The organism is Armatimonadota bacterium (genome assembly GCA_031459855.1).
GTDB lineage: Bacteria > Sysuimicrobiota > Sysuimicrobiia > Sysuimicrobiales > Humicultoraceae > Fervidifonticultor > Fervidifonticultor primus.
The window spans coordinates 1,054,414-1,066,916 of sequence record JAVKHP010000001.1 but is presented as its reverse complement, the minus strand read 5'-3'; the positions used below and the strand labels follow the sequence as shown (position 1 = coordinate 1,066,916).

The 12,503-nt window shown below is 73.2% G+C and carries 12 protein-coding genes; 2 read left to right on the top strand and 10 right to left on the bottom strand.

Going from position 1 to position 12,503, the window contains the following annotated elements:
- Positions 1–160 precede the first annotated feature (160 nt).
- Complete coding sequence (locus QN157_04885) at positions 161–1,357, top strand: Xaa-Pro peptidase family protein (GenBank protein ID MDR7554923.1); 1,197 nt, start codon at positions 161–163, stop codon at positions 1,355–1,357.
- A gap of 93 nt (positions 1,358–1,450) precedes the next feature.
- Here QN157_04885 and QN157_04880 read toward each other — a convergent pair whose 3' ends face one another.
- The 4 genes from QN157_04880 to QN157_04865 all read right to left on the bottom strand — a co-directional run bounded on the left by QN157_04880 (position 1,451) and on the right by QN157_04865 (position 5,937).
- Positions 1,451–2,110: an O-methyltransferase gene (locus QN157_04880; protein ID MDR7554922.1), complete on the bottom strand. Its 660-nt coding sequence runs from the start codon at positions 2,108–2,110 to the stop codon at positions 1,451–1,453.
- Positions 2,111–2,124: 14 nt separating this feature from the next.
- A complete protein-coding gene (locus QN157_04875; GenBank protein MDR7554921.1) occupies positions 2,125–3,714 on the bottom strand; it encodes a DUF4129 domain-containing protein in 1,590 nt (529 codons plus the stop codon).
- Entirely contained in the window at positions 3,686–4,909 is a 1,224-nt protein-coding gene (locus tag QN157_04870; protein ID MDR7554920.1) for a DUF58 domain-containing protein, read from the bottom strand. Before QN157_04870 ends, QN157_04875 begins: the two co-directional genes overlap by 29 nt.
- Positions 4,910–4,977: 68 nt before the next feature.
- Positions 4,978–5,937, bottom strand: a complete 960-nt coding sequence (locus tag QN157_04865; protein MDR7554919.1) for a MoxR family ATPase — start codon at positions 5,935–5,937, stop codon at positions 4,978–4,980.
- 84 nt (positions 5,938–6,021) lie between these two features.
- On the opposite strand from QN157_04865, the gene QN157_04860 reads away from it, so the two are divergent.
- Positions 6,022–6,726 carry an esterase gene (locus tag QN157_04860; GenBank protein ID MDR7554918.1) on the top strand — a complete coding sequence of 235 codons (705 nt, stop codon included), beginning with the start codon at positions 6,022–6,024 and terminating at the stop codon, positions 6,724–6,726.
- 247 nt (positions 6,727–6,973) lie between these two features.
- Here the strand turns inward: QN157_04860 and aroA are convergent, their stop codons facing one another.
- The 6 genes from aroA to aroC all read right to left on the bottom strand — a co-directional run bounded on the left by aroA (position 6,974) and on the right by aroC (position 12,477).
- Positions 6,974–8,266, bottom strand: coding sequence for a 3-phosphoshikimate 1-carboxyvinyltransferase (aroA, locus tag QN157_04855; protein ID MDR7554917.1), 1,293 nt, complete (start codon positions 8,264–8,266; stop codon positions 6,974–6,976).
- Entirely contained in the window at positions 8,253–8,693 is a 441-nt protein-coding gene (aroH, locus tag QN157_04850) for a chorismate mutase (protein ID MDR7554916.1), read from the bottom strand. The genes aroA and aroH overlap by 14 nt, the downstream gene beginning before the upstream one ends.
- Positions 8,693–9,148 carry a type II 3-dehydroquinate dehydratase gene (gene aroQ, locus QN157_04845; protein ID MDR7554915.1) on the bottom strand — a complete coding sequence of 152 codons (456 nt, stop codon included), beginning with the start codon at positions 9,146–9,148 and terminating at the stop codon, positions 8,693–8,695. Before aroQ ends, aroH begins: the two co-directional genes overlap by 1 nt.
- Positions 9,130–10,716, bottom strand: a complete 1,587-nt coding sequence (aroB, locus tag QN157_04840; protein MDR7554914.1) for a 3-dehydroquinate synthase — start codon at positions 10,714–10,716, stop codon at positions 9,130–9,132. Before aroB ends, aroQ begins: the two co-directional genes overlap by 19 nt.
- A complete protein-coding gene (locus tag QN157_04835; protein MDR7554913.1) occupies positions 10,716–11,282 on the bottom strand; it encodes a GNAT family protein in 567 nt (188 codons plus the stop codon). The genes aroB and QN157_04835 overlap by 1 nt, the downstream gene beginning before the upstream one ends.
- Before the next feature lie 70 nt (positions 11,283–11,352).
- Complete coding sequence (gene aroC, locus QN157_04830; protein MDR7554912.1) at positions 11,353–12,477, bottom strand: chorismate synthase; 1,125 nt, start codon at positions 12,475–12,477, stop codon at positions 11,353–11,355.
- Between the last annotated feature and the right edge of the window lie 26 nt (positions 12,478–12,503).

The following is a 12,503-nucleotide window of genomic DNA, read 5'->3' as shown; positions in this document are numbered from 1 at the left end:
GTCCGGACGGCCCAGCGGTCCCCGCCAGACCCCACACCGGCCCGTCGTGGCCATCCACCACGTCCACGCGAGACCACGCCCCTGCGGCAGGGACAGGGCGCCGCATCAGCCAAAGGAGGCGCGAGACGCACCGGCCCGCGCCCGACGAGGAGGGACGTAGATGCCGTTCATCCCCCAGGAGGTCTTCGCCGACCGTCATCAACGCGTCAGAGCGTGGCTGCGCGAGGAGGGCTGCCAGGCACTGCTGGTGAGCGATCCCGACCATTTCTACATGCTGACGGGCTTCCATCTGGACGTGGCGCCGTGGGAGCGCCCGGTGGCGGCGGTGGTGCCGGTGGACGCCCCACCGTTCCTGATCATGAACGAGCTGTCGACCCACCACCTCATGATGGCCCGCGAGCGCGGCACGCTCTACGTGTCCGACTACGCCCTGTACGTCGAGCACCCCCGGTGGACGCAGCGCACCTACACCCGCGACCGCTGGCAGGAGCTCCTGGCGACCCGCCTGATCGCTGCCGGCGCCGGGCGCGGGCGCTACGCGGCGGACCGCATCGCCACCTTCCGCGGCGTGCGCCGCTGGCTGCCGGGACCTGTGGAGTTCACCAGCGCCGCGGGCTTCCTGCGCGAGATGCGCATGGTGAAGGACCCGGCGGAACTGGAGATCATGCGCCTGGCTGCCGCCCTCACCGACTGGGGCCAGGACCGCTACATGGAGCTGGTGCGGCCTGGCATGCTGGTGGCCGAGCTGGACCTGGAGGTCGCGCGCCGCATGGCCGTGGAAGGCGCGGCGCGCTTCCCCGCCGACCGGCTGGAGGTGCGGGTCTTCTCGCTGGCAGGCCCCGCGTCGGCGGCACCTCACGGTACCGGCGCCGACGCGGCCATGCGCCTGGACCGCGGCGATGGCGTGGTCAACATCATCATCGTGCGGCTCAACGGGCTCGTCGTCGAGAACGAACGCACCCTGTTCGTCGGCCCGCCCCGCACCGACCTGCAGCGCCGCGCCTACGAGGCGGCCACCGCCGCCAACCTGGCGGCGCTGGAGAAGTTCGTGGCCGGCGTGCCCGTGGCCGAGGTCGATGCAGCGGCGCAGGCGGTCATCGAGCAGGCGGGGTTCGGCGCGCACATCATGCACCGCACCGGCCACGGGATGGGCATCGCCGGCCACGAGTTTCCCGAGGACATGCCGTTCACCTACCGCCCCCTGCGGGAACGGGAGGTCTACTCCTGCGAGCCGGGCATCTACATCTACGGCGTGGGCGGGTTCCGCCAGGACGACACCGTGATCGTGGGCCGCACGGCCCCCGAGGTCATCACGCGCCGGAGCAAGCGGTTGGACGACCAGATCGTGCCGGTCTGACCCGCCCCTGCCGTCCCCGTGGGCGCCGGGGCGCTGACCACAATGCGGCCGCGCGGGCCGACGTCCCCGACTGCCCCCGTGGGCGCCGGGGCGCTACCACCCGGCGGGGCTCTCGCGCTTGTGCGCGACCAGCAGGCCGTCGCGAATCGGCACGATCGTCGCCGTCCACCGCGTGTCGTCGACGACCATGCGGGTGAACGTTCGGATGGCCTCGACCGGCGGGGAGCGGTCGTCGGGGTCGAAGATGCGGCCATGGAAGAGCAGGTTGTCGGCGATCAGCAGCCCGCCCGGCCGCAACTTCTCCCAGATGACGGGCAGCGAGGCGGGGTAGCCCTGCTTCTCGATGTCGTTGAAGATCAGGTCGAACGGCCCCGGGGTCTCGCGCAGCGCCTGGACCGCCTCGCCGACGCGGAAGCGCACCACGTCGGCGAGCCCCAGCGTCGCCAGGTGGCGGCGGGCGCGGCGCGAGAGCTCCTCGTCCCAGACCACGTGGTGCACGACGCCCCCGCCGTTCTCCCTGACGGCCCGCGCGAACCAGGCCGTCGAGTACCCGTAGCCCGAGCCCAGCTCGAAGACCGAACGTGCACCGCACACCCGCGCCATCAGGTAGCAGAACTGCCCGGCCGCCGGCCCGACGATGGGGAAACGGTGCTCGCGTGCCCAGGCCTCCATCGCCTGCATCTCCGGTGGTCGCGGCGGCACCAAGTGGTCGAGGTAGTCGTGCAGGTAGCGCGGCAATGGGTCTCCTGCCATGGGCCTCTGCCTCCTCATCCTGTGCAGCGGTCGTCCCGCCCCGACACCCGGCCGGGATCGCGGGCGGCCCGCGGAGCCCCGCCCAGCATCCGCACGCGCCGCCACGCAGTCAGCGCGGCCTGCACGTCACCGGGGGCAGGACGCCAGCGACCGTACCGCACGCGCTCGTACGCCCACGTCAGGGCCTCGATCTCGCTTCCGGCCTGCGGGCAGCGGCCACCCAGCCGCGGGGCGTACTCGCGGGGCGTCGCCCATGCCGGCCGCGGCGCGCCCAGGCTCGCACCCCAGGCCAGCACATCGCGGTAGATCCGCCTGATCGTCCCGGCACCTCCACCGGCCAGCTCGTCCCGTTCGCGCGTGGCCGACCGGCGGCGCGTCAGCACTCCTGCCAGCCGCGTCAGGGCCTCGCGGGTCGACCACACCGACTCGTGCTCGTCGGCGTCGGACGGCTGCGGCCGGCGCCGCCCCAGGACCACCGTCACAGCCATGCCCAGCACCAGCGCCGCGACCAGAACCGTCGTCAGGCTCCACCGGGCGCCTTCGACCACGTGCGGGTGGACCTCCAGGTCGCGCAGTCGGCGCAGCAGGTCGCCCAGGGCCGTCGACGGCACGTCGCCCGGTGCCACCTGGCGCCAGGGCAGGCGCGCCAGCACCAGCAGCACCAGCCGGGCGACGACGCTGGCCACCAGGAACAGCACGACGAACAGTCCCTCCACGAGCGGCAGCAGCGGCGTCACCACCAGGCGCAGGGCACGCTGCAGGTCCACCGTGATCACGCCGGCCACCGCACTGGCCGTGCCCACGACCATCCCCACCACGCCCAGCACTAAAAGCGGCCAGTCGCGGCGCGAGGACGCCGCCGCGGCATCGAGGCCGCGCGCCCAGATCGTCCACAGCCGCGCCAGGGCCAGCGCCGCGAGCCCCACGGCGAAGAACGCCAGGAACGAGGCCGGCAGCGCGCCGCCGGTCGCCGCGAACGCCCGCGTGTCCCCGTAGAGCAGCGCGGCCACCACGTAGAGCACGACCATCGCGACGCCGGTTCTGTACGCCTCCTCCAGCGCCACCGCATCGACCGCCCGCATGCCCAGCACGAGCCCCCGCCACCACAGGCACGCGGCAGCAGCCGCGCCCGCCACGGCCTGCGGGACGTCCGGCAGCACGGCATGGGTGGCGATCAGCAGGCGCCACAGCCAGCCCAGCGCCCACAGCGGCACCTCGGCGTAGTACTGCTGGTGAACGGCCAGAAGCCCGATCGCCAGCCCCAGGGCCACCAGCGTAGTCCGGGCACGGACAAGGATTAGCATGCGCCCGGTCACCGCGCGGGCGGCGACGTCTCCACCGAGCAGCAACAGCAGCACCCAGACCCCTGGCAGCAACGCCTGCCCCGGCCCGTAGAACGCCGCGCCCACGACGCCCAGCCACGGGGCGAGCCAGCAGTACTCCATCACGACCCGCGCAACGGGCAGCAGCGACGCCGGGCCGTAGCGGGCAGCGGCGCCGTCGGGTACGGGGCGCCCAGGGGACGTCTCGGGGGCCCCGGCATCGGGAGAGCGGTCGGCCTGCGCCGACAACCGGTTACGCTGGCCGGATGGTCTCCATCGCACGCCAGCCCGCCTCCTCCCGCACACGCCACGTCGGCACGCCCCACCCCGGGTCCTCCACCTGGTCGCCGACCAGGATCACCGTCACCGCATGTCCCGCCGCGCGCAGGCGGCGCACACCCATCGCCAGTATCGGGTCCACCACCGCCGTCACCACCACTGCCGTCGACCCCCAGGGCAGGGCGCCGCTCTCCAGGGACATCAGCTCACCAAGCGGCATCATTGGCGTGGGGAGGACCCTGGCCAGCGCGTCCAGGATCGTGCGGAGGTGCCCGGTGCCCAGCGCCGGCGCGATGCGCACGCGCCGGACCGCCTCGCGGACGTACCCGTTGGCGATCAGCCCCACCGGGTACCCCGCCGTGGTCGCCCATGCCGTGACCGATGCAGCCACCATGATGGCCAGCTCCAGCAACGGCCGTACGAACCCCCGATACTCCGCATAGGCCCCCAGCGTGTCCAGGTTCAGGAAGACGACCACCCGGTGGGTGGCCGTGGCCTCGTACACGCGGCTCTGCAGCCGCCCCAGCCGGGCCGTCGCCTTCCAGTGGATGCGCCGGTACGGGTCGGTGGTCTGGTAGGCGCGCACGCCCACCGTGCGGGCCGGATCCTCGAGGAGCGGGCGGGGCATCGCAGCGTCGCCCAGGGGATGTCGCGCCGGGAGCCCCAGCGCGACCAGCGGCACGACCCGCGGGTACACCACCAGGTGATCGACCTGGGGCAGGTCCACCGCGCGCGAGGTGGTCCCAAACAGGTCGCCGGACCGCACGCGTACCGGCCCCAGCGGGAAGTAGCCGCGCGCGGTGCAGTGCAGAGGAACACGCCGGCGCACGCGCTGGTACCACCGCAGGGTGAACAGGTGGACCAGGTGCTGACGGCGCTGGCGGACGCTGGGTACGACGCGCCCCCGCTGCGGGACGACCTCCTCGGGCAGTTCATCCGTGACCTCGAGCCACGCCAGCGGCAGCACCTTCCGGTTGGTGACCTCCAACGTCAGGACTACCTGCTCGCCGGGGAACGCGCGGCGCGGCGCCAGCACGCGGCGCACCTCCACGCCGACCAGACACGTGCGGTGCGACAGGTACGAGACCGCGGCGCCCAGCAGCAGCACGGCGCCCACCAGGACGACCCCGCCGGCCTGGACACCGAGACCCACCGCCAGCAGCACCGCGCCCAGGACCAGCCACCCTTGCGTGAACACGCGCCCTGTCGCCTCCACCCCGTCCGCCGGACCCACCCGCTGCCGGGCCGACGACGCCAGCAGCCGCCCTACGAACGCACGTCCCGCTCCACCGGTGCAGGAACGCTCTGCACGACCTCGGCCACGATCTCCTGCGCGGTGCGATCCCGCAGCCGGGCCCCGCTGCCAACGACGAGCCGGTGCGCCATGACGGGCGCAGCCACCGCCTTGACGTCGTCGGGCAGCACGAACGCCCGGCCCCGGATCGCCGCCAGCGCTTGCGCGGCGCGATGCAACGCCACGCTGCCCCGTGGTGATACCCCCAGCTCGACCTCCGGATGCGTCCGCGTCGCGCGGGCCAGGGCCACGATGTACGCCTCGACCACGGCGCTCAGGTGCACGTCGCGCACGGCCCGCTGGGCGGCGAGCACGTCCTCGGGCGCGGTGACGGCCGGCAGCGCGTCCACGGCGGGGGCAACGCGCTGCCGGCGCAGGATCTCCTGCTCGTCGGCCGCCGATGGGTACCCCAGCACCAGACGGAGCAGGAACCGGTCGAGCTGCGCCTCGGGCAGCGGGAACGTCCCCTGGAGTTCGACCGGGTTCTGCGTGGCCAGGACGATGAACGGTCGGGGGAGGGGGCGGGACGTCCCCTCGACCGTCACCTGCCGCTCCTCCATGCTCTCGAGCAGCGCCGACTGGGTGCGCGGCGTCGCCCGGTTGATCTCGTCGGCCAGCACCACCTGGCTGAACACCGGGCCGGGGCGAAATTCGAACTGCTGGGTGCGCTGGTTGAAGTACTCGAGACCGGTGACGTCGGAGGGCAACAGGTCCGGTGTGCACTGCAGGCGGCGAAAGGTACAGCCCAGCGACCGGGCCAGGGCCTTGGCCAGCAACGTCTTGCCGGTCCCGGGCACGTCGTCGATGAGGACGTGCCCTTCGCACAGCACGGCCACCAGCGCGAGCTCGATCACGTCGGCTCTCCCGACGAACACCCGCTCGACGTTGGCCCGCACCCGGCGGGCCAGGGCGGCCACCGCGGCGACGTCCATGGGTGCGGGCTTCGGCGCCCCGTGCCACCGCCCCTGTGCCGGCCCCGCGGGAATCCAGGGGGGCGACAGCGTACCCATACTCCGATGAACCGGGAGTACCACCACTGGGTCAGCCCCGCCCTGGGGCGCTCCATGGAGACGCTGGTGTTCGGACACGCCGGCGCGCCGGTCCTGGTCTTCCCCACCACCATGGGCCGGTTCTACCAGTACGAGGACTTCGGGATGGTGGCGGCGCTGGCTCCCAAGATCGACGCCGGCCTGCTGCAGCTCTTCTGCCCCGACAGCGTCGATGCCGAATCGTGGTTCAACCGCGCGGTCCCGCCGCGCCAGCGGGTCCTGCGCCACCTGGACTACGAGCGCTACATCGTCACCGAGTACCTGCCGTTCATTCGCCAGCGCAACAGCGGTCCGCTGCTCGTCACCGGCACGGCGTTTGGCGCCTACCACGCCGCCAACCTGGCCTTCCGGCACCCCCACCTGGTCACCAAGCTCGTGGCGCTGTCGGGCCGCTACGACGTCAAGGGGCTCCTCGACGGCTACTACGACGACGACGTCTACTTCAACTGCCCGGTGGACTACCTGCCCAACCTCACCGACGAGACCTACCTGGCGCCGTTGCGCCGCATGGAGATCGTGCTGGTGACCGGCGAGCACGACCTGGCACGCCAGCCGTCCCAGTTCATCGCCGACGTGCTGACCGCCAAGGGCGTGCCCGCACGGTGCATCGTCTGGTGGAACTACACCCACGACTGGCCGTTGTGGCGGGAGGCGATTCCGCACTATCTGTAGCCACGCCCACCTGCAGCGCCTGCTCGCAGACCTTCGCAGGGTGGCCGCGGGGACGCTGTCGACGCTCGCGGGAATCGTCGCGCCTGCAGCGATCGCCTGCAGACCCCGCACGGGGCTGCACTGACGGTGACCGCAGGACACCGCTGGAGGCTGCGGGCGTACTCTCCTACCTCTCAACCGCAGCGGGTTGCGCCGACCGTCTCTTGCGACGGGACGGGCAGCACCGGCGCCTCGTGGGTGACCGGGGTCAAGCAGAGATCCGCAGCAGCTCCAACCGTTCGAAGAAGTCGGGGAAGGTCTTGCGCACGCAGGGCCAGCCCGCGATCCGGACACCGGGCACACGCAGCCCGACCAGCGCAAAGGCCATGGCGATGCGGTGATCGTCGTAGGTGACGACGGTCGCCGGCCGGACCGGGCGCGGCGTGACCCGCAACCCGTCGGCGAACTCGTCGACCTCCTGCCCCAGACGCCGGAGCTCCGCGGCGGTCGCGGCCAGGCGGTCCGACTCCTGGTGGCGGATGTGCGCCACGCCCCGGATCCGCGTCGGCCCGTCGGCGAACGGGGCCAGGGCCGCCAGCGTCATGGTCTGGTCGCTCATCGCCGCCAGGTCGACGTCGACGGCGTGCAACAGCGGCGGGCCCTCGACCGCGAGCGCATCCGCAGCGCGGGTCGCCCGGCAGCCCATCGCCTCCAGGAGGTCCACGAACCGTACGTCCCCCTGCAGCGACGCCGCAGACAGCCCGGGGACCTCGACGCGGCCGCCGGTGAGGGCTGCGGCGGCGAAGAAGTACGCCGCGCTGCTCGCGTCGGGTTCGATGGCGTAGAGGCGCGCCCGGTACCGCTGTCCGGCCCGCACGCGGAACCGGTGCAACCCTTCGCGCTCGACCTGCACGCCGAACGCCGCCATGACCGCTATCGTCATCTCGACGTAGGGCGCGCCCACCAGCGGGCCGTCCACCACCAGCTCCACGTCGGCCCGCGCGTAGGGCGCGGCCAGCAACAGCCCCGAGAGGAACTGACTGCTGGTCGCGCCGCGCACCACGGCGCGCCCACCCGCCAGCCCGGCCGCATCCACCACCACGGGCGGGCACCCGCGGGTGGCGGCGGCCCGGACGCCCAACGCGCCCAGCGCGTCCACCAGATCCTGCACGGGCCGCTGCCGCATCCGGGCGTTGCCATCGACGACGAACCGCCCGACCCCCAGCGCGACCACGGCGGTAAGGAACCGGGCCACCGTCCCGGCGCCACCGGCGTCGAGGGTCGCGCCGCGGGCCGGGAGCGCGCCGCCGCAGCCGTCCACGTGGATCGTCTGGGCGGCGGTGTCCACTGCCACGGCCACGCCCAGCCGTCGCAGGGCGTCGACCATGGCCAGCGTGTCGTCGCTGAACAGCGCATTGACGAGGGTGGTGCGCCCCTCAGCCAGCGCCGCTGTCACCAGGGCGCGGTTCGTGAGGCTCTTGGACCCCGGCAGCGCCACACGCGCGCGGGGAGGCCGACCCAGAGGCCGGATCTCCCGCACCGGCTCGTCAGGGAGCGCCATCCGATCGCTCCGGCGCCGCGTCGGGCGCTGCAGTGGGGCGAGGGGTGCTCCCTGTGGTCCGCCCCGAGACGGCCAGGTCGGGCCGCAACTGCGCTGCGGCGCCGAGGTAGACATGGACGATCTCCTCCGGGGCGCGCGGGGTGTTCCAGAGCATCAGCACGCGAATACACCGCGGCAGTGCCCCCGGCACGTCGATCTCCACCCCGGAGATCAAAGGAACCGAGGCCCACCCCAGCTGGCGGGCGGCTTCCGCCGGAAAGGCCGCCGTGAGATCGCGCGTGGCGGTGAAGACGATGGCGGCGAGCTCGTGGGGTGCCACGTCGTTGGCTTTGGCCATCTCCACCAGCAGCCGCCGCGTGGCGTCCAGAATGGCCTCCTCCGTGTTGGCCTCAGCCGTCACCGCACCGCGCACGCCCCGCACGTGCATCAGCGCTCCTCCCTCCGGCGCGCCTGGAGCAGCAGGGCAGCGGCGTGCACGCCCAGCACCATGGTGATCGGCCCGAACCCCGTGATCACCCCCGCGCACACCGCGGTGAGCAGCGACGTGTGGCGGAAGGGCTCGCGCCGCGCGACGTTGGAGAGGTGGCACTCGATGACGGGCAGGCCGATCGCTGCCACCGCGTCGCGCAGGGCCACCGACGTGTGCCCCAACCCGCCCGGGTTGAGCACCACGGCGTCGTAGCGTTCCCGCGCCGCGTGCAGACGGTCGATGAGGGCGCCCTCGTGATTGGACTGGAAGAACTCCACCTCCAGCCCGAGACCCTCCGCCGCCTGTGCCACCTGGCGGTTGAGCGCCTCGAGGGACAGTGCCCCATAGTGCTGGGGCTCCCGCTCGCCCAGCAGGTTCAGGTTGGGCCCGTACATCACGAGGACTCTTGGCACGCCAGCAGGACCTCCCGCATCATGGCATCGTCCACCTCGACCCCGACCCGCGCCCGCCCGAGGCCCTCGGGCAGCGTGCACCGCAGCCGACCGCCGCGGCGTTTCTTGTCCAGGCGCAGTGCGTCCACCAGGGGCTCCACGGGCCCGGCGGGCACCGCCACCGGCAGCCCCAGGCGCGCCAGCAGCGCGTCCTGCCGCGCCGCGTCCCCTGCGGTCAGCAGCCCCAGGCGCACCGCCAGCGCGGCCTCCACCCGCATGCCGATGGCCACCGCCTCCCCGTGGACGAACCGCCCCGGCAGCGCCGCTTCCAGGGCGTGTCCCACCGTGTGCCCGTAGTTGAGGACCTCGCGGGGTCCGGCCTCCCGTTCGTCGGCTTCGACCACCTTGGCCTTCAACGCGACGCAGCGCGCCACGACCTCTTCGAGCACCGCGGGGGTCCAGCGGTCCCCGGTCGCGGCGTGCTGCTCCAGCAGACCCAGCAAATTCGCATCCAGCACCATGGCGTACTTCACCACCTCGGCCAGCCCTGCCCTCCACTCGCGCAGCGGCAGACTGCGGAGCGTGGCCACGTCGGCCACGACCAGGGCCGGCTGGTGGTAGACGCCGATCAGGTTCTTGGCCCGCCGGTGATTGACGGCGGTCTTGCCACCGACGCTGCTGTCGACCTGCGCCAGCAGTGTCGTCGGCAGCTGGACCAGGCGCACCCCCCGCATGTAGACGCCGGCCACGAACCCCGCCAGGTCGCCCACGACGCCCCCGCCCAGCGCCAGCACCGTCGTGTCCCGCTCCAGCCCCACGGCGGCCATGCGGTCGATGACGCGCGCCGCCTGCGACAGGTGTTTCGCTCGCTCCCCCACTGGCACGGTGAGCACGACGGGCCGGAGGCCGGCAGCCTCCACGGCTGCCGTCACCATCGGGCCGAAACGCCGGGCGAGCGCCCCGTGGGTGACGATCGCAGCCGCCCCGCGCACCCCGAGGCGCCGCAGGTCCTCGCCCAGCAGTGCCAGCGCGCCAGCACCGACCTTGACATCGTAGACCACGCCCCCTGCCCGGACCCGCACCGTCCGCCGCCGTTCGTCCAGAGCGGCCACCACGGCGTCTGCGACCGCTTCCGGCGGCGCGCTGGCGTCCACCGTGATCGTGCCGGCTGTGTAGAAGCGCTCGCGCTCGGCCAGCAGCCGGGCCAGCGCCGCGCGCGGGTCGTCCCCCAGCAGCGGACGCGCCGGGTCACCCCCCACGCGGGCGACAAGCACGTCCAGCGGCGCGCGCAGGTACACCACCGGCCCCGCAGCGTGCAGCAGCCGCCGGCTGGCCGCCGCGACGATGGCCCCGCCGCCCGTGGCGATCACGACCCGCGATCGCCGGGCGACCTCCCGCACCACGGCCTGTTCCACGCGGCGGAAGTACGCCTCTCCGCGGTCCCGAAACAGCTCGGCGATGCTGCGCCCTTCGCGGGCGGTGATCACCGCATCGGTGTCCACGAACGTCCAGCCCAGCCGCCGGGCCAGCGCGGCACCGACCGCGCTCTTCCCCGCGCCCATGGGACCCACCAGCGTGACGGCGCGCATTACCGCCACCACGTCTGTCGCACGCGGCGCCATTCCCGCCGCAGCAGGCCGAACGCCAGCCGGTCGTAGACGCCGTCGGCGGCCACGTAGGCCTCCCGGAACCTGGCCTCGAGGCGAAACCCCAGCCGGCGCGCCAACCGTACCATACGCGTGTTCCCCGACCACGTGCGCAACCCGATACGGCGCAGGGGCATCTCGGTCAGCAGGTGCTCTACCCACAGGCCCAGCGCCTCGAACCCGTAGCCGTGCCCCCAGTCCCGCGCCGAGTAGATGGCGATCCCCACCTCGAGCCACTGTGTGCGCTCGTCCACCCAGTACCGCGACACGGTCCCGATCGGCCGCGCGGACCGCGTCTCGATCACCATCCGTCGGGGCGGCGACGCCTGCTCGCGGACCAGGAACGCTACCCGGGCGGGAATGCGCCGCAGCTCGTCCGGTTGCGGCCGTCCTTCCCAGGGGGCGTCCCACCGCCACCACGACCCGCGCGCCATGGCCTGCACGAGCCACCGCGCGTCGCCCGGCTGGAACTCACGCAGGTGCACCTTGCGTCCCACGATGGTCAGCACCGGAGCTCACCACGACGAACGCGGCGGCGAATAGCGCGGTCCCCGCACGCGCACCAAGCCCCGGCACCCCTCACGGCGCCCGGCGGATCTCGGCCATGTACGCCTCGTAGGCGCGCCGGACGTGTCCCATGGCGTCGCCCCCGAACTTCTCGAGAAACGCATCGGCCAGCACGTAGGCCACCATCGCCTCGCCGATGACGCCCGCCGCCGGAACGGCGCAGACGTCGCTGCGCACCACCACTGCCTCCACCGGTTCCTTGGTGCGCAGGTCCACCGAGCGCAGCGGCGTGCGCAGGGTCGAGAGGGGCTTCATCGCCCCTCGCACGACCAGCGGGTCGCCGCTGGTGACGCCCCCCTCCAGTCCGCCCGAGCGGTTGGTCTGCCGGTAGAACCCGCGGGCCGGGTCGTAGAAGATCTCGTCGTGGGCCCGGCTGCCGGGCGTCCGGGCGGCCTCGAACCCCAGGCCGATCTCCACGCCCTTGATGGCGTTGATCGACATCAGCGCCGCGGCCAGGCGGGCGTCCAGCCTGCGGTCCCAGTGCACGTAGCTGCCCAGCCCCGGGGGCAGTCCCAGCGCCACCACCTCGAACACGCCCCCCAACGTGTCCCCACGCTCCCCGGCGGCGTCGATGGCCGCCATCATGCGGCGCTCGGCCTCCGGGTCCACGCAGCGCACCGGAGAGGCTTCCGCGCGTTCGGCGATCTCCTCCCACCGCGCCGGCCGTGCGCGGACCACCTCGCCCCCGATCTCCGTGACGTGGCTGAGGATCTGCACTCCGAACGCGGCGAGAAAGCGCCTGCAGACGGCGCCGACCGCCACCCGCGCCGCGGTCTCGCGGGCGCTGGAGCGCTCCAGCACCCGGCGCACGTCGTCGAACCCGTACTTCAGGGCTCCCACCAAGTCGGTGTGCCCCGGCCGCGGCCGCGTGATGTCGGGTTCGTCCGGTCGCCAGTCCCGGTTCTCGATCCAGAGGGCCACCGGCGCGCCAATGGTCTCGCCACGGATCACCCCGGCGATGATCTCCACGCGGTCCTGCTCGATCTGCATGCGGCCGCCCCGGCCATAGCCGCGCTGCCGGCGCGCCAGCTGGGCATTGATCTCGTCGGCGTCGACGGGGACGCCCGCCGGGAGGCCTTCCAGCGTGGCCACCAGCGCACGCCCGTGCGACTCGCCCGCCGTGAGAAACCGCAACATGCAGTACCCTCCGCCTCCGTACCTGG